19 protein-coding genes and 1 tRNA gene are annotated in these 19,463 nt (G+C 67.7%); 13 read left to right on the top strand and 7 right to left on the bottom strand.

Annotated elements, in window-relative coordinates:
• Positions 1-62 precede the first annotated feature (62 nt).
• The 6 genes from rplQ (at position 63) to GTZ97_RS08755 (ending at position 5,283) form a co-directional block, all read left to right on the top strand.
• Complete coding sequence (rplQ, locus tag GTZ97_RS08780; protein ID WP_161650208.1) at positions 63-452, top strand: 50S ribosomal protein L17; 390 nt, start codon at positions 63-65, stop codon at positions 450-452.
• 142 nt (positions 453-594) lie between these two features.
• Positions 595-671 (top strand) — tRNA-Met (locus GTZ97_RS08775).
• 118 nt (positions 672-789) lie between these two features.
• Complete coding sequence (locus tag GTZ97_RS08770; RefSeq protein ID WP_161650207.1) at positions 790-2,238, top strand: S1 family peptidase; 1,449 nt, start codon at positions 790-792, stop codon at positions 2,236-2,238.
• Complete coding sequence (locus GTZ97_RS08765; protein ID WP_161650206.1) at positions 2,214-3,257, top strand: FHA domain-containing protein; 1,044 nt, start codon at positions 2,214-2,216, stop codon at positions 3,255-3,257. Before GTZ97_RS08770 ends, GTZ97_RS08765 begins: the two co-directional genes overlap by 25 nt.
• Positions 3,258-3,274: 17 nt before the next feature.
• Positions 3,275-4,063, top strand: coding sequence for an enoyl-CoA hydratase (locus GTZ97_RS08760; RefSeq protein ID WP_161650205.1), 789 nt, complete (start codon positions 3,275-3,277; stop codon positions 4,061-4,063).
• A gap of 5 nt (positions 4,064-4,068) precedes the next feature.
• On the top strand, positions 4,069-5,283 hold the full coding sequence (locus GTZ97_RS08755; RefSeq protein ID WP_161650204.1) for an acetyl-CoA C-acyltransferase: 1,215 nt from the start codon (positions 4,069-4,071) through the stop codon (positions 5,281-5,283).
• A gap of 57 nt (positions 5,284-5,340) precedes the next feature.
• On the opposite strand, the gene GTZ97_RS08750 is transcribed toward GTZ97_RS08755, so the two are convergent.
• A complete protein-coding gene (locus GTZ97_RS08750; protein WP_161650203.1) occupies positions 5,341-6,627 on the bottom strand; it encodes an NADH:flavin oxidoreductase/NADH oxidase family protein in 1,287 nt (428 codons plus the stop codon).
• Positions 6,628-6,721: 94 nt separating this feature from the next.
• Positions 6,722-8,203, bottom strand: a complete 1,482-nt coding sequence (locus GTZ97_RS08745; protein ID WP_161650202.1) for a flavin-containing monooxygenase — start codon at positions 8,201-8,203, stop codon at positions 6,722-6,724.
• Positions 8,204-8,387: 184 nt separating this feature from the next.
• Between GTZ97_RS08745 and GTZ97_RS08740 the strand changes: the two genes are divergently transcribed.
• Positions 8,388-10,058, top strand: coding sequence for a cryptochrome/deoxyribodipyrimidine photo-lyase family protein (locus GTZ97_RS08740; RefSeq protein WP_161650201.1), 1,671 nt, complete (start codon positions 8,388-8,390; stop codon positions 10,056-10,058).
• Positions 10,059-10,090: 32 nt separating this feature from the next.
• Here the strand turns inward: GTZ97_RS08740 and GTZ97_RS08735 are convergent, their stop codons facing one another.
• Both GTZ97_RS08735 and GTZ97_RS08730 read right to left on the bottom strand, forming a co-directional pair.
• Entirely contained in the window at positions 10,091-11,188 is a 1,098-nt protein-coding gene (locus GTZ97_RS08735; protein WP_161650200.1) for an alkene reductase, read from the bottom strand.
• A 90-nt stretch (positions 11,189-11,278) separates the two neighbouring features.
• Positions 11,279-11,896: a TetR/AcrR family transcriptional regulator gene (locus GTZ97_RS08730; RefSeq protein WP_161650199.1), complete on the bottom strand. Its 618-nt coding sequence runs from the start codon at positions 11,894-11,896 to the stop codon at positions 11,279-11,281.
• 146 nt (positions 11,897-12,042) lie between these two features.
• Here GTZ97_RS08730 and GTZ97_RS08725 point away from each other — a divergent pair, with 146 nt between their 5' ends.
• From GTZ97_RS08725 to GTZ97_RS08710, 4 genes are all read left to right on the top strand, one after another.
• A complete protein-coding gene (locus GTZ97_RS08725; RefSeq protein WP_201748217.1) occupies positions 12,043-13,458 on the top strand; it encodes a bifunctional enoyl-CoA hydratase/phosphate acetyltransferase in 1,416 nt (471 codons plus the stop codon).
• A gap of 9 nt (positions 13,459-13,467) precedes the next feature.
• The gene (locus GTZ97_RS08720) at positions 13,468-14,664 is read left to right on the top strand and encodes an acetate/propionate family kinase (protein ID WP_161650198.1); all 1,197 of its coding nucleotides are present in this window, start codon (positions 13,468-13,470) and stop codon (positions 14,662-14,664) included.
• A 76-nt stretch (positions 14,665-14,740) separates the two neighbouring features.
• Entirely contained in the window at positions 14,741-15,664 is a 924-nt protein-coding gene (locus GTZ97_RS08715) for a branched-chain amino acid transaminase (RefSeq protein ID WP_201748216.1), read from the top strand.
• A 17-nt stretch (positions 15,665-15,681) separates the two neighbouring features.
• Positions 15,682-15,897: a zinc-finger domain-containing protein gene (locus tag GTZ97_RS08710; RefSeq protein ID WP_161650197.1), complete on the top strand. Its 216-nt coding sequence runs from the start codon at positions 15,682-15,684 to the stop codon at positions 15,895-15,897.
• A gap of 151 nt (positions 15,898-16,048) precedes the next feature.
• Here the strand turns inward: GTZ97_RS08710 and GTZ97_RS08705 are convergent, their stop codons facing one another.
• From GTZ97_RS08705 to GTZ97_RS08695, 3 genes are all read right to left on the bottom strand, one after another.
• Positions 16,049-16,600, bottom strand: a complete 552-nt coding sequence (locus GTZ97_RS08705) for a DUF3455 domain-containing protein (RefSeq protein ID WP_161650196.1) — start codon at positions 16,598-16,600, stop codon at positions 16,049-16,051.
• Between the two features lie 95 nt (positions 16,601-16,695).
• Positions 16,696-17,394 (bottom strand): anti-sigma factor, encoded by a 699-nt coding sequence (locus GTZ97_RS08700; RefSeq protein WP_161650195.1) that lies wholly within the window; start codon positions 17,392-17,394, stop codon positions 16,696-16,698.
• Between the two features lies 1 nt (position 17,395).
• Positions 17,396-18,010 carry a sigma-70 family RNA polymerase sigma factor gene (locus GTZ97_RS08695; protein ID WP_236651097.1) on the bottom strand — a complete coding sequence of 205 codons (615 nt, stop codon included), beginning with the start codon at positions 18,008-18,010 and terminating at the stop codon, positions 17,396-17,398.
• Between the two features lie 79 nt (positions 18,011-18,089).
• Between GTZ97_RS08695 and purU the strand changes: the two genes are divergently transcribed.
• Positions 18,090-18,974, top strand: a complete 885-nt coding sequence (gene purU / locus GTZ97_RS08690; RefSeq protein ID WP_161650193.1) for a formyltetrahydrofolate deformylase — start codon at positions 18,090-18,092, stop codon at positions 18,972-18,974.
• A complete protein-coding gene (locus GTZ97_RS08685) occupies positions 18,971-19,429 on the top strand; it encodes a YybH family protein (RefSeq protein WP_161650192.1) in 459 nt (152 codons plus the stop codon). Before purU ends, GTZ97_RS08685 begins: the two co-directional genes overlap by 4 nt.
• Positions 19,430-19,463: the final 34 nt, after the last annotated feature.

The following is a 19,463-nucleotide window of genomic DNA, read 5'->3' as shown; positions in this document are numbered from 1 at the left end:
TCCGGTGCACCCGGCGGTACCTTGAAACGGCCGCCGGTTTTTAAAATGGAAAGGAAAGCACCATGCGTCACGGACACGGACTCCGTAAACTGAACCGCACGACTTCGCACCGCCTGGCGATGCTGCGCAACATGGCCAACTCGCTGTTGGAACATGAGGCCATCAAGACCACCGTGCCGAAGGCCAAGGAACTGCGTCGCGTCGTTGAGCCGCTGATCACGCTGGCCAAGGAAGACAGCGTGGCCAACCGCCGTCTGGCGTTTGCCCGTCTGCGCAACCGCGACAACGTGACCAAGCTGTTCACCGTGCTGGGCCCGCGCTTCGCGCAGCGTCCGGGCGGCTACACCCGCATCCTGAAGATGGGCTTCCGCGTGGGCGACAACGCCCCCATGGCCTACATGGAGCTGGTCGAGCGCACCGAAGAAGCTGCTGCCGAAGCCGCTGCCGAGTAAGCACGTCGCTGCGTGGGCCTGGCCCATGCTGCACAAGCCCGCGTGCGCGAGCCGCGGGCTTTGTTGTTGATGGACACCAAAAGATTTTTTCGCAACGGTGTAGACACGATAAATCAAAACGTGCCATAATCTCTTTCTCTGCCGCGGGGTGGAGCAGTCTGGTAGCTCGTTGGGCTCATAACCCAAAGGTCGTTGGTTCAAATCCAGCCCCCGCAACCAAGTCATTGGTGACAAAGGCCCTCAGCCACGTGCTGCGGGCCTTTGTTGTTTTGGGCTCAGATTGAGACACATCGTGCGCCATTCACGGCGCATCCCGGCGCGCACCTAGAATGTGGGCATGCTGCTCATCGGCCGCCTGCGTGCGCCTCGCTCCTACCTGACCCGAGCCCGTCGGTGGGCGCTGGCTGTGACCGTCTTCGTTGGGATGCAGGCTGCCACGGTGCAGGCGCAGACCGAAGCGGCACGCGCGGGTGAACCTGCCATGCGGCCCCCGCCCGTCCTGCAGGATCCCGGGCTGTCGGCGCCACCGGCGCAACCACTGTCTTCCACCGCTCAACGCCTGTATGAGCGCGTACGGGCCGATCTCGTCCAGGTGCGCACGCTGCTGGTCGGGCAAGGCAGCCAGACCTCGGTCGGCTCGGGCTTTGTGGTTGCCGACGGAGGCGACGTCGTCACCAACTTCCACGTGGTCAGCCAGGCGGCGCTGGAGCCGGATCGTTTCCGCTTGACCTTCAGCCGCGTCGATGGGCGTCACGGCGAGTTGCGCTTGCTGGCTGTCGACGTGGTCAACGATCTGGCGGTGCTGCGGCCCGTCGCATCGGGAGGCGCCACCAGCAAGGGCGCGCAGGGGCGTGGCGCGGTCGGGTTGGCGTTCCGTGATGGTGGGCAGCCGTTGGAGCAGGGCGAGCATCTGTACTCGCTGGGTCACCCGTTGGATGTCGGCTTTGCGGTGGTCGAGGGCGTTTACAACGGCATGGTGGAGCGCAGCCACGTGCCGAGCATCTTTTTCAGTGGTTCGCTGAACCCTGGCATGAGCGGTGGGCCGGCGCTGGATGCCCAGGGGCGCGTGATCGGGGTGAACGTCGCCACACGGCTGGATGGACAGCAGGTGAGCTTTCTGGTTCCGGCGGAACGCGCACAGGCGTTGCTCGTGCGGGCCCGTCAGGCCAGGCCGGTGACGGCCTCGCTGTATCCCGAGATCGGGCGACAGCTGGCGGTCTATCAGGCGGGACTCACGCAGCGTTTTCTGTCCTTGCCCTGGCGCAGCAGCGGGCACCCGCGCTACCGTGTGCCGGTGCCGCAAGAGGTGTTCATGCGCTGCTGGGGGCAGAGCAGCCCCGCAGAAACCAAAGGCCTGCGTTTCGAGCGGTCTGAATGCAGCATGAACCAGGGCGTGTTCGTCGGCGGCTTTCTGTCGACGGGCGTGCTGTCGACGCGCCATGAGATCTACGATGGCCGCAGCCTCGGTCCGTGGCGGTATGCGCGGCAGGTGTCGGCCAGCTTTGCGAACGAGGCGTTCGCGGGTGGACGCCACCGTACGGCGGCGCGCTGCAGTGAGCGCTATGTGCGCAGCGGTGGGCTGCCCTTGCGCGCCGTGGTGTGCATGAGCGCCTATCGCAAGCTGCCTGGCCTGTACGACGTGTCGGTGCTGGCGCTCACGCTGGATGACCCAACCGGCGGGGTGCTGGGGCGGTTCGACGCACGGGGCGTGGCCTTCGACAATGCGCTGAAGCTGGCGGAGTCGTACATCAAGGGGTTTGGATGGACCGCGTCCCCGTCGCGCTGATCGAGCAACTTGATGCCCATGGTCAGGTGTTGGACAGCTGGCCTGTGCAGAGCTGGCCGTGTCGGATTGGTCGCGCTTTCGATGCCGATGTTCGGCTGGATGATCCCTACACGGCGGCCGAGCACGCCATCTTGACCATGGAAGCGGCGGGCCCGGTGCTCACTGTGGGCGAGACGGTCAATGGCGCCCTGATCGAGGCCAAGGCGCTCGTGGCCGGTGAGTCGCGCCCCTTGCCGCCCGGCGCAGTTTGGCGTCTCGGCCACACGCGTCTGCGGTTGCGCTTGCCGGGGGATCCGGTGGCACCGGAGCGGCGATTGGGGCGTCATGGGGTGCAGGCCGCGGTGGCTGAAGCGACCGTGCTGCGGCAGGCCGGCTGGCGCAGCTGGTTGCCCTGGGCGCTGCTGACCTTGTTGTGGACGCTCTGGGACATGTGGCGCGACCAGGACCCCGGCACGCCGGCGCGCGACTACCTGTCTGGCCTGCTCATCACGGCGGGTGTCGTGGCGGGTTGGACGCTGTTGTGGTCGCTGGGCAGCAAGCTGTTCCAGGGACGCCTGCAGTATGCGGCGCACCTGCGGTTGGCGTTGATCCATGGTCTGGTCTGGAGTGCGGTGGTGGCGGCGTTGCCAGCGCTGGCGTTCATGTTCGGGTGGCCAGTGCTTTCCCGCATGGCCGACTGGGTGGGTGCGGCGGTGCTGTGCCGGCTGGTATGGGCGCATCTGTGCGTGTTGCAGCCAGGCCACCGCGCTGCTCTGGCTGCGGGCCTCGCGACGCTGTTCATCGCGGGCGTCGGGTTGCGGGGCTGGTTCAACCAGCAGGCCACGGGCAGCGTGTTTGCCGAGACCTATGCTGCGACCGTGTTGCCCCCCAGTTGGCTACTGGCCTCGCCGGTACCGGTAGAGACACTGGCCGCAGACCTGCGGGCCTGGCGCCCGGAAATGGACGCGCGGGCGCGTCGCGATGAGGCCGAAGCGACAGGCGGCGACCTGGACGACGCGCTCGGCGATTTTGCAGATTGACCGTAGAGGAGCAGCCCATGGCTTTCGAGACCATCCTGACCGAGGTGCGTGGCGAGGGGGACCGCCGCACCGGCCTGATCACGCTGAACCGCCCGAAGGCGCTCAACGCCCTGAACGACCAGTTGATGAACGAGCTGGGCGAGGCGCTGCTGGCATTCGATGCCGACGAGGACATCGGCTGCATCGTCATCACAGGCAGCGCCAAGGCGTTTGCGGCCGGCGCAGACATCTCGGCCATGGCGCAGATGAGCTTCGTGGATGCCTACAAAGGTGACTTCGTCACGCACAACTGGGAGACCATCCGCCGCGTGCGCAAGCCGGTGATCGCGGCGGTGGCCGGTTTTGCGCTGGGCGGCGGCTGTGAGCTGGCAATGATGTGTGACATGATCATCGCAGCCGACACGGCCCGCTTCGGCCAGCCGGAGATCAAGTTGGGGGTCATCCCTGGTGCGGGCGGCACGCAACGTCTGCCACGCGCCATCGGCAAGGCCAAGGCCATGGATCTGGTGCTGACCGGGCGCATGATCGACGCAGCCGAGGCCGAGCGCAGTGGGCTGGTCTCGCGCGTGGTGCCGGCCGATCGGCTGCTGGATGAGGCCCTGGAGGCCGCGATCGTGATCTGTGCCATGAGCGGCCCCAGCGTGATGATGGCCAAGGCGGCGGTGAACCGTGCGTTCGAGACGGGCCTGTCCGACGGGGTGACTTACGAGCGCCACCTGTTCCACTCGCTGTTTGGCACCGCGGACCAGCGCGAAGGCATGCAGGCCTTCCTGGACAAGCGTCCGCCCGTCTTCACCCAACGGTGAGCACCATGGAACGCAACACAGACCCCGTGGTGGTGGTGTCGGCGGCGCGCACGCCGATGGGCGGCTTTCAGGGCAGCCTGTCGTCGCTGACCGCGCCAGCCTTGGGCGCCGTGGCCTTGCGCGGCGCGTTGGGCCGTGCGGGTTGGCGGCCCGATGACGCATCGGCCGCGCAGGGCGAGGTGCTGATGGGCTGTGTGCTGCCCGCCGGTCTGGGTCAGGCGCCTGCGCGCCAGGCGGCCTTGGAAGCAGGCCTGCCTGAGGGGACGCCGTGCACAGGGGTCAGCAAGGTGTGTGGCTCGGGCATGAAGGCGGTGATGCTGGCGCACGACCAGCTGCTGGCTGGCTCGATGGGCTGGGCCCTGGCTGGCGGCATGGAGTCGATGAGCAATGCGCCCTACCTGCTGCCCAAGGCGCGCAGCGGCCAGCGCCTGGGCCACGGCCAGATGCTGGACCACATGTTTCTGGATGGCTTGGAAGACGCCTACGGATCGCAGACGCGTGGGCGCCTGATGGGCACGTTTGCCGAAGAGTGCGCGCGACACCACGGTTTCAGCCGGGCGCAGCAGGACGACTACGCCGTGGCCTCTACCGTGCGCGCCCAGCAGGCGATCCGCGAGGGGCGTTTTGATTGGGAGGTGGCGCCGGTGAGCGTGGCTGGCCGGGGCGGGCCCATCGAGGTCACGCACGACGAGCAGCCCTTGAAGGCCCAGCTTGAGCGCATCCCGACCCTCAAGCCGGCCTTCGCGCCGGATGGCACCGTCACCGCGGCCAATGCCTCGTCCATCTCGGACGGGGCTGCGGCGCTGCTGCTCATGCGCCGCTCGCAGGCCGAGGTGCGCGGGCTGGCCCCGTTGGCCGTGATTCACGGCCATGCCACGCATGCGCAGGCCCCGGCCTGGTTCACCATGGCGCCCGTGGGTGCCATGCGGCGCCTGCTGGACCGTGTGGGCTGGACGACGGCCGATGTCGATCTGTGGGAGATCAACGAGGCGTTTGCCGTGGTGGCCCTGGCCGCGATGAAGGCGCTGTCGTTGCCCCACGAGCGCGTGAACGTGCATGGCGGCGCCTGCGCCCTGGGGCACCCCATCGGCGCGTCAGGCGCCCGCATTCTGGTGACCCTGTTGGGCGCGCTGCGCCACCACGGCCTGCGCCGTGGCGTGGCCAGCCTGTGCATCGGTGGGGGCGAGGCCACGGCGGTGGCGGTCGAGCGCTGCGATTGACCGAGGTGGCGAGGCCTCAGGCGCTCACCCGGCGCTCACCTCGCGCTCACCTGGTCCTCAACTGGCGCGGAACTTGGGCAGGCCGAACTCGCCCTTGAGGAAATTGCCCACGAGGTATCCCAGGGCCACCTTGAGCACGGACTCGTCAGGGCGGGCCTCTCCGGTGCGCGCAATGCGCATGAGTTGATGGCTGTACCAGATCACTTCCATCATGCGTGAGCGGTCGATGTAGCCAATGCCGCTGATGCGGGGTGAGACGGCATGCTGAGGGTCCAGTCCCGCCAGCAGGCGCTCCGGCACGGCGGGGTCGATGCACAGCAGGCGGCCCAGGCCGACGAAATCCAGGTCGCCTGAGGCGAGGGCGGCCTGCATGCCGGCGACAGTACGGAAGCCGCCCGTGACCATCAGCGGCACCGTGGTCTGGCGACGCACCTGCTCGGCGAAGGCGAGGAAATAGGCCTCACGCTGGCGGGTGCTGTCCTTGACGGGGGCCTCCGAGCCGGTCATGGCTGGCGCCTCGTAGGTGCCGCCCGAGATCTCGACCATGTCGATGCCGGCTTCGGCCACGGCGAGGATGGCATCCATCGACTCGGCCTCGTTGAAGCCGCCCCGCTGGAAGTCGGCCGAGTTCAGCTTGATGCCGATCGGAAACGCCGGCCCGACAGCTTCGCGCATGCTGCGATAGACGGCCATCAAGAAACGGCGGCGCTTGTCGGCGCTGCCGCCCCACGCGTCGGTGCGTCGGTTGTGGTGTGGCGACAGGAACTGGCTGATCAGGTAGCCGTGGGCCGCGTGGATCTGCACGCCGCCAAAGCCGGCTGCCTGGGCGATGCGCGCAGTGCGGCCGAACCGGGCGATCACGTCTTCGATCTCGGCTTCCGTCATCTCGCGCGGGGTGGCGAAGAACGGGGCCAAGTCGGCCTTGAAGGGGATGGCCGAGGGCGCGACGGTCTCCTTGTTGAGGCCGACCATGGCCTGCTTGCCGGGGTGGTTGATCTGCATCCACAGCGCCGTGCCGTTGCGTGAGCCTGCCTGCGCCCAGCGCTTGAGAAAGTCGAGGTGGCGTTCGTCTTCGACCACCACGTTGCCGGGCTCGCTGCGTGCGCGCTGGTCGACCATGACGTTGCCGGTGATGCTCAGGCCGATGCCGCCGTCCGCCCAGGCGCGGTAGAGCGGCAACAGGCATTCACGCGGGCGCCCCTGCTTGTCGCCCATGGATTCGTGCAGGGCGGATTTGACCAGGCGGTTCTTGATGGTGAGGCCGCGTGACAGCGTGAAGGCTTGGTCGAGGCCGGTGGCGGATCGATCCGGCGATGTTGTGGCGGACGCAGGGTGGTGGCTCATGGGGGGCGCTGGGAGGAGGGAAGAACAGGGTGGAGCGGGTGAGTGCGGGTGAGCGTGGGTAAGCGCCAACAGCGCGGCAGAGGGTCTGGGGCGGTCAGGTCGGTTCGTGCTGAACGACGTACTCGCTCATGCGAAAGCGGCTCAATCGTCGGCGCATCTCGAAGGTCGTCCATGGCCAGGCAGTGCTGTTGCGTCCGTTGGCGTCCAGGTAATAGCTCTGGCAGCCGCCGGTGTTCCAGACGGTGTGCTGGAGCGCGGCCTGCAGTTGTGCGTTGTAGCGGCGGTGGCGATGCGGGTCGACGTCGATGCTGCGCACGCGCTGGGCTCTGGCCTGCTTCAGCGCGTCCACCACATAGGCCAGTTGCGCCTCGATGATGATGACTGCAGATGAGCTGACGGCCAGGTTGGGTCCGAACATGAGAAAGGCGTTCGGGCAGTCCATGACCATCGTGCCCAGATAGCCTTCCGGACTGCCGGCCCATCGCTGGGCCACCGGGATGCCGCTGCGCCCCCGGATGCGCTGTGCGATGGGCGGCGCCGTGATCTCGAAGCCGGTGCCCAGGATGAGGGTGTCTGCCTCGTGCTGACTGCCATCCTGGGCGACGACCCGGTGGCCTTCGATGGCTTGCACACCGTGCGGCACCAGGGTGACGTTGGGCTGAACCAGCGCGGGATACCAGTTGTTGGATTGCAGGATGCGTTTGCAGCCGGCGATGTAGTCGGGCGTGAGTGCTGCGCGCAGGGCTGGATCGCGCACGCTGCGGTGAATGTTGTGACGCGCCAGGCGTTGCAACTGCTTCATGACGGCCGGATGGCGGATGCCGCCGTTGAGCGCCTCGAAGGTGCCATAGACCGAGTCTCGCAGCAGCCGCTGCATCAGCGGCACCCGCTCGAACAGCGCTTGCACGGCTCGGGGGATGCCGAGGTCGAGCTTGGGCAGGATCCATTGCGGCGTGCGCTGGAAGACCGTCAGGTGTCCGACGGTGGGCTGGATGGCTGGCACGAACTGGATGGCAGAAGCCCCGGTACCGATCACGGCCACCCGGCGGCCGCGCAGGTCGTGATCGTGTCGCCACTGAGACGAGTGGAACACCGTACCGGGGAAATCAGCGAGTCCTGGAATGGCCGGGACCACGGGCTCGTGCATGGGCCCGCAAGCCAGGATGACAAAGCGGGCGGTGAAGCCGCCTTGTGAGGTCTCCAACTGCCAGCGTGCGGTTTCGTCAGACCAGCGGGCCGCCAGCAGTTCGTGCCGGAAGCGGGTGTGTTGCCGCACATGGAAGCGGCGGGCGATGTCCTGCAGGTACGCGCGGATCTCGGCCTGTGGTGCAAACAGGCGCTGCCAGTCCGGCTTGGGCGCGAAGGAATACGAGTACAGCGCGGACGGCACATCGCAGGTGCAACCCGGGTAGGTGTTGTCGCGCCAGACGCCACCGACGTCATCGGCCTTCTCCAGGACGATGAAGTCAAGGATGCCGGCTTCGCGCAGTTTGACGCCCGCTGCGATGCCCGCGAAACCGGCGCCCACCACGATCACCTCCCAGTCGCGCCGATCCTCGGCGGGGCTTGGGTGCATGTGTGTCTCCTCGTGGCGCATTCTGACAACGCGCCTTGTCATTGTGTGCGCAAGATAACCACAACGGGTTAGGACGTCAAGCGGCGCAACGCCAGGAGGTTGTCGACGGGGACAAAAAGGCGTCATGCCCGCCGCACGTCTGTGCGCTGGGCCACGTGCTGGCGGCGCTGCCGACAATGCCGTCATGATGCAACGTGCCCTGGTCTGGTTCAAACGCGATCTGCGGCTGCGCGACCACGCGCCGCTGGCGCAGGCAGCGCATGCCGATGAGGCTTTGGCGCTGTTCGTGTTGGAGCCGGCCTGGCTGGAAAGCCCCGAGTTCGATCTGCGTCATCTGCACCACCTGCAGCGTTGTCTGGCCGAACTGCAGGCCGACCTGGCCGGGCGTGGCCTGCGCTTGCTGGTGCGTGTGGGCGAGGCCACCGATGTGCTGGCGGCCGTGCACCGCGCATGGGCCTTCACCGACTTGCTCAGCCATGAAGAGACCGGCCCGTTCTGGAGCTATGAACGTGACCGCGCGGTGGCCCGTTGGTGTCGCCGCCAGGCGGTGGTGTGGACGGAGCATGCGCAGACGGGCGCGATCCGCGCCTTGCGTGCGCGCAGCGGATGGGCCGCGCGCTGGGAGGCGCGCATGGCGGCCGCCGAGTGGCCGATGCCGGATGGCTGGCGTCCGCCGATGGGGGTGGCCTGGGCCGTGCTGGGCAGCGCTGCGCCTGAATGTGTGCCGGAGCTGGCGTCCGTGGCCGCTGCCCATGTGCCGGGCTGGGCCGCGCGACATCCGGCCACGGCTCGCGTCAACGTGCCTGTGCTGCCCGCAGGCGAGCGCGCCGCCTGGGCCGATCTGGCCAGCTTCTTGTTGCACCGAAGCCGGGGCTACCGGCAGCACCTGTCCAGCCCCCTGACCGCCGAGGCCGGGTGCAGCCGCTTGAGCGCCCACCTGAGTTTTGGCTCGATCTCGATGCGGTGCGTGCACCAGGCCACCGAGGCGCGCATCGCCGCCTTGCGAGCACGAGACGAGCCCGGCGACCGTGATCTGGCCTACCACCTGCAAGGCTTTGCCTCGCGCTTGCGCTGGCATTGCCACTTCATGCAAAAGCTGGAATCCGAGCCCGAGATCGAGTGGCGGAACTTTGCGCGGGCGTATGACGGCCTGCGCGAGCCCGACTTCGACCGTGCGCGCTTTGAGGCCTGGTGCCGGGGGGAGACGGGTTTTCCGATGGTGGATGCCTGCATGCGCAGCCTGAATGCCACGGGCTGGCTGAACTTTCGCATGCGGGCCATGCTGGTGTCGGTGGCGGCCTACCCGCTGTGGCTGCACTGGCGCGAGCCTGGGCTGCACCTGGCGCGCCAGTTCATCGACTTCGAGCCCGGCATCCACTGGAGCCAGATGCAGATGCAATCGGGCACCACGGGCATCAACACCATGCGGGTGTATTCGCCCACCAAGCAGGCGCAAGAGCACGACCCCGAGGGGGTGTTCATCCGGCGCTGGGTGCCTGAGTTGGCGGGGGTGCCCACCGAGCACCTGGCCGAGCCCTGGCGGCTGTCACTGGCCGGGCAGCGTGCGGCGGGCTGTGTGATCGGCAGCCACTACCCCCCGCCCATCGTGGATCCGGTGAGCGCGGTGCGCGAGGCCAAGGCCCGATTGGCCGCCGTGCGGCGTCAGCCCGAGGCGCAGCGGGAGGCCGACGGCGTACAGGCACGGCATGGCTCACGCAAGAGTGGTCTGCCATCGACCACGCGGCCGGCGCGCGCGCGTGGCGCGAGCGCGTCGCGCACCCGCATGAAAAAGGACGCCGAAGCGTCCTTGGTGTCACCCAGCCCTCAGCTCGGTCTGTTTGACGAACTGAGCTGAGTGGGGTTGATGGCGCCGGTACCGGCGCCTTCTCAGGCGGGCAGCGCCGGGTAATCGATGTAGCCGTGGGGGCCGACACCGCCATACAGCGGCGCATCCTTGAACAGCTCGTTGAGGGGCGCGTTTTCTTTGAAGCGGCGGGGCAGGTCGGGGTTGGTGATCATCAGGCGACCAAAGGACACCAGGTCGGCGTGGCCACCGGCCACCGCGGCTTCGGCCATGGCCTTGTCGTAGCCGTTGTTCACCATCCAGACGCCGCTGTAGAGCTTGCGCAGCGCAGCGTAGTCGAAGGGGGCGTTGTCACGCGGGCCGCCAGTGAAGCCCTCCACCACGTGGATGTAGACCGGGTGCAGCTTCTCCAGCTCGCGCACCACGTGCTCGAACAGGGGCTGCGGCTGCGATTCGCTGGAGTCGTTGACAGGCGACACGGGCGAGAGGCGGATGCCGGTGCGATCGGCGCCAATCTCGCCCACCACGGCGGTCATCACCTCAACCAGGAAGCGCGCGCGGTTCTCGATCGAGCCACCGTAGGCATCGGTGCGCTTGTTGGAGCCGTCGCGCAAGAAAGCGTCGATCAGGTAGCCGTGAGCGCCGTGGATCTCGACACCGTCAAAGCCGGCCTCGATGGCGTGGCGAGCCGCGGTGCGGAAGTCATCGACGATGCCGGCGATTTCGCTGAGTTCCAGCGCGCGTGGCTCAGACGTGTCCACATAGCCGGCGCCGGGGATGTAGGTCTTGGCGTTGGCGCGCACCGCCGACGGGGCCACGGGGGCTTTCTCGCCGGGCTGGAAGGCCGTGTGCGACATGCGGCCCGTGTGCCACAGCTGCACGAAGATCTTGCCGCCGCGGGCATGCACCTCGTCGGTCACCTTCTTCCAGCCGGCGATCTGCTCGGGCGTGTGCAGGCCCGGCGTGGCGATGTAGCCCTGGGCCTGGGCCGACACCTGGGTGGCCTCGGCGATGATCAGGCCCACGCTGGCGCGTTGGGCGTAGTACTCGATGGTCATGGGGCCGGGCACGTTGCCGGGCTCGGCGCGGTTGCGCGTCAGCGGGGCCATCACCATGCGGTTGGCCAGGGTGATGGGGCCCAGTTGGAAGGGCGAGTACAGGGTGCGTTCGGTGTGGCTCATGGGGTCAGGGCTCATCAAGTGCTTCGGGTGAGAAGACGAGGTTGCGGGGCAGGGCGGGGCCGGGTGGGCGCCACCCCTCGGATAGGGTGATCAGGTGTGAACCATCGCGGGGCCTACGGGCCGCAGCAGGTGGTCCAGCAGCAGGGCGACGGTGTCGTGCAGGGGCTGGACGCGCTGCTCCACCTTCATGCGCAGCAGGGCACCCTCCCAGGCATCCCAGAAGAAGGTGGCGAGATCGTGGGGCGCCACATCGGTGCGCAGGGCGCCGCTGGCCTGGCCTTGCGCAATCAGCTCGGCCAGGCGGCCGCGCCAGTCGCTCAGGCAGCCATGGAGCACCTCGCGACACAGTGGACTGGATTCAGCCACCTCGGCCGCGAAGTTGCCCACGAGGCATCCCTGGCATCCCTGACGCGCGTGGTGCTCGGCAAAGCGGGTGAACAGGTGGCGCAGCGCGGCCACGGGCTCCGTTGGCGCTTCGGCCAGGCACGCGTCCCAGGCCTGGCCCACCCACTCGGCGTAGTGGCCGATGATGGCTGCGGCAAAGGCCTCTTTGCTGTCGAAGTGGTTGTAGAACGAGCCCTTGGGCACGCCGGCCTGATCGGTGATCTGCTGGATGCCCGTGGCGTTGTAGCCGTCGCGGTTGAACAGCAGGTAACCCGCTTCGGTCAGGCGGCGGGGGATGTCGGTCTTGTCGGCGGTGCGGGGCATGGGTAAATAATATGACCAGTCGTCTTAAAATGCAAGCGACCCGGGTTCGGGCGTCCTTTACCTGAGTTTGCTCAGGTCCCGGCCGCAGACGGCGCTGGGCAAGCCATATGCTTGTCACCGGCGTTCACCAGCATGGAGCCTTCTGCATGACCAGTCCTTCTCCCATGACCTCGTTCACCAACCACACCTTCGACCAGGTCGCCCTGGGTGACACCGTGACCGTGGCCCACACCGTGACGCGGGATGAGGTCGAGTTGCTCGCGCTGGTGTCGGGCGACGCCAATCCCTTCACCAGCAGCGACGATGTCCGCGGGGCTCTGCCGGGCGTGCCGCCGGCTTGCGAGGGCGTGAGCGCCGAGGCGCTGATCCATGGTGTGCTCAAGCGCCGCCTGCCGGGGCCGGGCACGGTGATCCTGTCGCACGAGCTGGTCTATGACGGCCAGGCCAGCGTGGGTGACCAGTTGCTGGCCACAGTCACGCTGGTCGACAAGCAGCCGCCTGACCGGCTTGTCTTCGATTGCGATGTCACGCGCGGTCACGACACCTTGCTCAAGGGCCGGGTGGCTGTGCGTGCGCCTGCGTCCAATCTGACGGTCGACCACCGGGATACGTCCAGCGTCATCCTGCGGCGCAACGACGTGTTCGCGCGGCTTTTTCGCCATTGCGAGGGCCAGCCGCCCGTGGTCTGCGCGGTGGTGCACCCCTGCGATCGCGAGGCGCTGGCCGGCGCGCTGGAGGCTGCGCGCCACGGGCTGATCGAGCCGGTGCTCGTGGGCCCGCAGGCCAAGATTCGCGCGGTGGCCACCGAAGCCGGCTGGGACCTGTCGCCCTACCGCCTGGTGGACACCGAGCACAGTCACGCGGCGGCGTCTGCCGCCGTGGCCATGGCCCGTGCCGGCGAGGTGCAGGCCCTGATGAAGGGCAGCCTGCACACCGATGAGTTGATGGGCGCCGTGGTGGACGCCACGCACGGCCTGCGCACCGGCCGGCGCATCAGCCATGTGTTCGTGATGGACGTGCCGGCCTATCCCCGCATGCTGATGGTCACCGATGCGGCGGTGAACATCGCGCCGTCCATCCGCGACAAGGTCGACATCGTGCAGAACGCCATTGACCTGGCCCACATCCTGGGTGTGGCCGAGCCCAAGGTGGCCATCCTCGCGGCGGTCGAGACGGTCAATCCGGCGATGCAGGCGACCATCGATGCGGCCATGCTGTGCAAGATGGCTGACCGGGGACAGATCACCGGCGGGCTGGTGGACGGGCCGCTGGCCTTTGACAACGCCATCAGCGTCGAGGCCGCCCGCACGAAGAAGATCCGCTCACAGGTGGCAGGGCTGGCCGACATCCTCGTCGTGCCCGACCTGGAGGCGGGCAACATGGTGGCCAAGCAGCTGCAGTATCTGGCGGGCGCCGACAGCGCCGGCATCGTGCTCGGCACCCGGGTACCCATCGTGCTGACCAGCCGGGCCGACTCGGTGCGCATGCGCCTGGCTTCGGCGGCGGTGCTCAAGCTGGTGGCCCACGCCCGGGCGCAGGCGGCGGCGCAGCGGCCCCAGTGAGGTGAGCCCATGGACCGCGCGATCGCCGTCATCAACGCGGGCTCGTCGAGCCTGAAGTTCTCGCTGTTTGCCTCGCTGGCCGAACGCCCGCTCGTGCACGGCAAGCTCGAAGAGCTGGGCCGCGCGCCGCGCCTGAAGGTGCAGGCGGGTGACGGTCGGGTGCTGGCCGAGTCCAGCTGGCCTGAAGGGCAGCGCATGTCGCACGCTGACGGGCTGGCCCGCGTGCTGGCGTTGATGCCGCAGTGGCTGCAGGGGCACACCCTGGGCGCCGTGGGCCACCGCATCGTGCATGGTGGGGTGGCCCACCACCGGCCCGTGAGGCTCGACGAGACCGTGCTGCGCGAACTGGACGCCCTCGTGCCGCTGGCCCCGCTGCACCAGCCGCACAACCTGGCGCCCGTGCGCGCCCTCATGGCCTTGCAGCCCGATCTGCCGCAGGTGGGCTGCTTCGACACGGCGTTTCACCACGGGCAGCCCGAGCTGGCCCAGCGCTTCGCGTTGCCACGCCGCTATCACGATGCCGGGGTGCGCCGTTACGGCTTTCATGGCCTGTCGTACGAGTATGTGGCCTCGCGTCTGCCGGCGCTGGACGAGCGGGCTGCGCAGGGCCGCACCGTGGTGCTGCACCTGGGCAATGGCGCCAGCATGTGTGCCATGCAGGCCGGCCGCAGCGTGGCTTCCACCATGGGCTTCACCGCGCTGGACGGGCTGCCCATGGGCACGCGCTGCGGCAGCATCGACGCCGGCGTGCTGCTGTGGCTGATGGACGAGCAGGGCATGGGCGCGCGCGAGATCGAACGCCTGCTGTACCAGGAGTCGGGCTTGCTCGGTGTGTCGGGTCTGTCGTCCGACATGCGGGCGCTGCTGGCCAGTGACCACCCCGCCGCACAGGAGGCGGTGGCGCTGTACGTCTACCGCATCGGCCAGGAGCTGGGCGCGCTGGCCGCCACCCTCGGCGGGCTGGACGCCATCGTGTTCACCGCGGGCATCGGCGAGAACGCCGCCGCCATCCGCGAACGGGTGATCGCGGGCGCGGGCTGGCTGGGCGCCCGGCTCGATGCCTCGGCCAATGCCGCCGCGGCAGGCGGCGACCATGGGGCGGCGACCCGGCTGCATGCCGCGGACAGCGCCGTCTCGGTGTGGGTGGTGCCGACGAACGAAGAGTGGATGATTGCGCGGCATACGGCGGCCCTGATGGGGCTCTGACCGGTCGTGGCGGCCACCAGCGCGGCCGCTCAGACGCTACAATCAAAGGCTCGACCCCCCTCAAAGGATTCCTCCCATGTCGATGGACGATCGCGACGGCAAGATCTGGATGGACGGCAAGCTTGTGGAGTGGCGTGACGCCAAGATCCACGTGCTGACCCACACGCTGCACTACGGCTGTGGTGCGTTCGAAGGCGTACGCGCGTACAAGACCGACAAGGGCCCGGCCATCTTCCGCCTGCGCGAGCACACTGAGCGCCTGTTCAACAGCGCCAAGATCCTGCGCATGCCCATGCCCTTCACGCTCGAAGAGGCCATGCAGGCGCAGATCGACACGGTCAAGGCCAACAACCTCGAGAGCTGCTACATCCGCCCGCTGATCTGGCTGGGCTCTGAGAAGCTGGGCGTGAGCCCCAAGGGCGCCAAGGTGCACATGATGGTTGCCGCCTGGACCTGGGGTGCTTACCTGGGTGAAGAGGGCCTCAAGCGCGGCATCCGCGTGAAGACGTCCAGCTACACCCGCCACCACGTCAACATCACGATGACGCAGGCCAAGGCGGTGAGTAACTACACCAACTCGATCCTGGCCAACATGGAGGCCACGGACGACGGCTACGACGAAGCCATGCTGCTGGACAGCGCCGGTTTCGTGTCCGAAGGTGCAGGCGAGAACCTGTTCATCATCAAGAATGGCGTGATCTACACGCCCGACCTGTCTGCCGGTGCCCTCAACGGCATCACGCGCAACACGATCTTTGCGATCGCCAAGGACCTGGGCCTGGAGATCAAGGAAAAGCGCATCACGCGCGACGAGATCTACATCTGCGACGAGGCCTTCTTCACGGGCACCGCTGCGGAAGTGACTCCGATCCGCGAGCTGGACCGCATCGAGATCGGTCGTGGTTACCGCGGCCCGATCACCGAGAAGATCCAGGCGGCCTTCTTCGACATCGTCAATGGCCGCAATCCGAAGTACGCCGAGTGGCTGACGGCGGTCTGATCACGGAAGGTTGAGCCATGAGCACGTCCACACAGGCGCCCAAGTCGTTGGTTGAAGTCGGTGCAGCCGACCTGCAAGGCGAAGGCGTGATCTTCTGCCCCAATCCCAAGATGCCGCTGTGGTGCCATCACCCCCGCGTGTTCATCAACGTGGCCGAAACGGGCGAGGGCCGCTGCCCGTATTGCGGTACGGTCTATCGCCTCAAGGATGGCGAGCACGTCCACGGGCACTGATCGCCCGGTGGCGGCGTGCCGCTGATGTGAGAAAGCCCGGCTTGGCCGGGTTTTCTGCTTTTTGCGGTTGGTGTGTCGCGGCGGTTGAGCGACGGGCCGAGCACGATGCTCCTGCTGCATGCCTCGCACCCCCCGCAGGCTCACGGCAGCATCACATCACCGGCTTGTAGATCACGTAGTCCGCCTGATAGCGCACCTGTTGTTTTTGACCCTTCTCGGCCATGCCGCAGGGCAGGGCGGGCGCCACACCGCCCTGGGTGTTCAGCCGCTGAATGAAGCTCACGCCCTCGAACATGCCCTGGCCCATGCTTGGGTTGGCCTTGACCAGTTGCAGCGGGATGTTGCCCGCTGCGGCGGGGGACACCGCCACCTGCTTGCCCGTCACCTTCGAGCCGTCGTTGCCTTCCCAGGTGGGGCCGGCGTAGTAGCGACCGACGTTCTTGCCGTCCACGGTGTCCAGCGTCGCCACGGGCGCCACGAAGGCCCATTCATACTGGCCTGCCATGTCCTTCTTCTCGCGGCACTCGTAGGTGATCTCGCCCTTGCCCACCGTGTAGGCGGTCTGCCGGTGGCCATCGGGCACGCGCACGGCTTCGGGCAGCGTCGCATTCGACACCATGGGGGCCTGCTGCAGCGTGCCGCAGCCGGCCAGAACAAAAAGGGCGAAGGCGGCCAGCGGGCCGCGGCGGAACGGAGAGTGCATCGAAAGCTCCTGGCTAAGCGTGGGGACAACAAGCCCTGAGATACAGGGCGTGAGGTCCCTTACGCAGCCGGCTCACGTCCGGATGCAACGCCCGCTCACAGCTGCAGCGCGCCCACTGAGATGATCGGGCCCGTGGGTGCGCCTGTGGGCGAGCCGCCAGGCGGCTCCACGCTCACTGCGAAGGCCGCGGTGTCCTTCAGCGCCAGCGCACGCTGGACGGTGGTGCTGCCCTCGGCGGCAATCAGGCCCAGCGAGCGGGGCGCGCCCTTCGGTGGCACGGCCCACAGCTCCAGCGCCCGGTTGACGAAGCGGGCCTGCTGGGCGTCGAGCGGCTTGACCACCAGGCTGCGCCCGTCGGGGGCCACGCCGGCCACGAAGGACACCGGCTGGATGCCGCCTTGGGCGGCGTCCGGTTGCGCGGCGAGCACCACCACGATGGGTGGCGGCTGCGGCGTCGGCATCTGCAGCACGATGGCCAGGCTGAGGGCGGCGACGGCGGCCATGCCGGCTGCGGCCTGCCACAGCACCAGGCGCTGCCACCAGCGCACCACGGGCTGCACAGTTGCACCCATGACCCGCGCGCGGATGCGCGGCCACACCTGCGGCGATGGGGTCACCTCGGGCACCGACACCGACAGCGCATCCACGCGCCGCTGCCAATCGAGCACAGCTGCACGCAGGGTGGGGTGGGCCGGCAGCAGGGTGTCGAATCGCCGGCGGGCCGGGCCCCGCAGCGTGCCCAGCACATACTCCGCGGCCAGTCGATCGGCCAGTTCAGGGCGGCTGTAGTCCATGTCAGCTCAGGGCCAGCGAGGCCCGCTCCAGGCAGTTCTTCAGGCTCTGCAAGCCGCGGCGCACCCAGCTCTTGACGGTGCCCAGTGGTTGGCGCAGCTGATCGGCCACTTCGTTGTGGCTCAAGCCCTGGTAGTAGGCCAGCGCAATGCTCTGTCGTTGATCCCGGCTCAGGTTGTCCATGCAGCCCTGTAGCGCCATCGCAGAGGAGGCCTGCTCGAGCAGATCCAGCGGTCCTGGATCGTTGGAAGGCATGGCGCTCAGCATGTCGGTCTCCTCGTCGTCGTCGCCGTGCGTGACATGGCTCACGGTTGCCACGTCAGCTTGCCGGCGGCGAAGACTGTCGATGGCGCGGTTGCGAGCCACGCTGTTGAGCCAGGTGCTGGCCTGGCTCAGCGCCGGGTTGAAGCTCTGCGCCGCGCGCCAGATGTTGACGTACACCTCTTGCAGTACGTCCTCGGCCAGCGCCCGGTCTGGTTGTATACGCAGGATCAGGCCCAGCAGATGCGCGCTCGTGCTGCGGTAGAGCGCTTCGAATGCGGCGGTGTCGCCCAGCGCCACACGGGACAGAAGGGCAGCCAGGTGCTGCTGGCGAGCTGACGGGTCGGATCCGGTCATGGACATCCTGCGGGCGATGAGGTGAGCGCATTGTAGGAAGTGCGGGCAAACCCCGTTGGCCGCCTACAATCATCCCACCATGAAGCAAGCCAATGAATTCGTCTTGACCCTGTCATGTCCCGATGCCAAGGGCATCGTGCACGCGGTGTCGGGTCTGCTGTACCAAGCCGGTTGCAACATCATCGACTCGCAACAGTTCGGTGACCTGCAGTGCGAAGACAGCACGGGCCTGTTCTTCATGCGGGTGCACTTCGAGGCGCCCGATCACCTGGCCGATGCCGGTACGCTCGACCGCCTGTTCTCGCACGTGCGCGCCCAGTTCAGGATGGACGCCCAGATCCACGCGCTGTCGCGCAAGCCCCGTCTGCTGATCATGGTCAGCAAGCATGGCCACTGCCTCAATGACTTGTTGTTCCGCTGGCGCTCGGGCTGGCTGCCGGTCGACATCCCGGCCATCGTCTCCAACCACCCCGACTACGCCGAACTGGCCGCCAGCTATGGCATTCCTTTTCACCACCTGCCCCTGCCCACCGGCTCGGCCCCCGAGGTCAAGCGCGCGCAGGAGCAGCAGGTCGAGGCGCTGGTCGAGCAGCAGGGCATCGACCTGGTCGTGCTGGCCCGCTACATGCAGATCCTCAGCGCTGAGTTCTGCGGCTTCCTCAAGGGCCGGGCGATCAACATCCATCACAGCTTTCTGCCCAGCTTCAAGGGCGCCAAGCCCTACTACCAGGCGCATGACCGCGGCGTGAAGCTGATTGGCGCCACCGCGCATTACGTCACGGCCGATCTGGATGAGGGCCCCATCATCGAGCAGGATGTGGCCCGTGTGGACCACACGCTCAGCCCGGAGGACCTCACGGCCATGGGCCGCGATGTCGAGTGCGTGGTGCTGGCGCGCGCCATCAAGTGGCACACCGAGCACCGCGTGCTGATGAACGGACACAAGACGGTGGTGTTCAAATGAGTGATGCGCGCGCCCCGCGTTCGGCTGCATCGGCCCTGATGGCCACGGCCGACGAGACCGAGGCCTCTTTCTACGAGGCCATGCAACAAGGCGATGCCGATCGCATGATGACCATCTGGGCCGATGACGACGAGATCGCGTGTGTGCACCCAGGCGGGCCCCGCATGGTGGGCACCACGGCCGTGCGCGCCGGCTTTGAAGCCATCTTTGCCAACGGCCCGGTGCACGCCACGGTCGAGCATGTACGCCGCTACGAAACGGCAGTCTGCGCGGTACACCACGTGACCGAGAAGATTCAGGCCCTGACCGAAAAAGGCTGGGAAACCGCCTTCGTCATGGCCACCAATGTGTATGTGCGTGGCGCCAATGGCTGGCGCATGGTGGCCCACCATGCCAGCCCCGGATTACCCGACGACCTGCCGGATATCACCGAGCCGCGTACCATGTTGCATTGAGCGGCCCGGCCGGGCCGTTCGCATCGGGTCCTCA

This window comes from Aquabacterium fontiphilum (assembly GCF_009909205.1).
GTDB classification, from domain to species: domain Bacteria; phylum Pseudomonadota; class Gammaproteobacteria; order Burkholderiales; family Burkholderiaceae_C; genus Aquabacterium; species Aquabacterium fontiphilum.
This window is presented reverse-complemented; position numbering and strand designations above follow the sequence as displayed.

What these genes read in the sequence shown, in the direction of transcription:
- GTZ97_RS08730 (WP_161650199.1), bottom strand. Translation starts at nt 11,896, where the DNA reads ATGCCCCGCACCGCCGACAAGACCGACATCCCCCGCCGCCTGACCGAA.
- GTZ97_RS08765 (WP_161650206.1), top strand. Translation starts at nt 2,214, where the DNA reads ATGGACCGCGTCCCCGTCGCGCTGATCGAGCAACTTGATGCCCATGGT.
- GTZ97_RS08710 (WP_161650197.1), top strand. Translation starts at nt 15,682, where the DNA reads ATGAGCACGTCCACACAGGCGCCCAAGTCGTTGGTTGAAGTCGGTGCA.
- GTZ97_RS08720 (WP_161650198.1), top strand. Translation starts at nt 13,468, where the DNA reads ATGGACCGCGCGATCGCCGTCATCAACGCGGGCTCGTCGAGCCTGAAG.
- GTZ97_RS08725 (WP_201748217.1), top strand. Translation starts at nt 12,043, where the DNA reads ATGACCAGTCCTTCTCCCATGACCTCGTTCACCAACCACACCTTCGAC.
- GTZ97_RS08705 (WP_161650196.1), bottom strand. Translation starts at nt 16,600, where the DNA reads ATGCACTCTCCGTTCCGCCGCGGCCCGCTGGCCGCCTTCGCCCTTTTT.
- GTZ97_RS08695 (WP_236651097.1), bottom strand. Translation starts at nt 18,010, where the DNA reads ATGACCGGATCCGACCCGTCAGCTCGCCAGCAGCACCTGGCTGCCCTT.
- GTZ97_RS08735 (WP_161650200.1), bottom strand. Translation starts at nt 11,188, where the DNA reads ATGAGCCACACCGAACGCACCCTGTACTCGCCCTTCCAACTGGGCCCC.
- GTZ97_RS08760 (WP_161650205.1), top strand. Translation starts at nt 3,275, where the DNA reads ATGGCTTTCGAGACCATCCTGACCGAGGTGCGTGGCGAGGGGGACCGC.
- rplQ (WP_161650208.1), top strand. Translation starts at nt 63, where the DNA reads ATGCGTCACGGACACGGACTCCGTAAACTGAACCGCACGACTTCGCAC.
- GTZ97_RS08715 (WP_201748216.1), top strand. Translation starts at nt 14,741, where the DNA reads ATGTCGATGGACGATCGCGACGGCAAGATCTGGATGGACGGCAAGCTT.
- GTZ97_RS08700 (WP_161650195.1), bottom strand. Translation starts at nt 17,394, where the DNA reads ATGGACTACAGCCGCCCTGAACTGGCCGATCGACTGGCCGCGGAGTAT.
- GTZ97_RS08755 (WP_161650204.1), top strand. Translation starts at nt 4,069, where the DNA reads ATGGAACGCAACACAGACCCCGTGGTGGTGGTGTCGGCGGCGCGCACG.
- GTZ97_RS08770 (WP_161650207.1), top strand. Translation starts at nt 790, where the DNA reads ATGCTGCTCATCGGCCGCCTGCGTGCGCCTCGCTCCTACCTGACCCGA.
- GTZ97_RS08685 (WP_161650192.1), top strand. Translation starts at nt 18,971, where the DNA reads ATGAGTGATGCGCGCGCCCCGCGTTCGGCTGCATCGGCCCTGATGGCC.
- GTZ97_RS08745 (WP_161650202.1), bottom strand. Translation starts at nt 8,203, where the DNA reads ATGCACCCAAGCCCCGCCGAGGATCGGCGCGACTGGGAGGTGATCGTG.
- GTZ97_RS08750 (WP_161650203.1), bottom strand. Translation starts at nt 6,627, where the DNA reads ATGAGCCACCACCCTGCGTCCGCCACAACATCGCCGGATCGATCCGCC.
- GTZ97_RS08740 (WP_161650201.1), top strand. Translation starts at nt 8,388, where the DNA reads ATGATGCAACGTGCCCTGGTCTGGTTCAAACGCGATCTGCGGCTGCGC.
- purU (WP_161650193.1), top strand. Translation starts at nt 18,090, where the DNA reads ATGAAGCAAGCCAATGAATTCGTCTTGACCCTGTCATGTCCCGATGCC.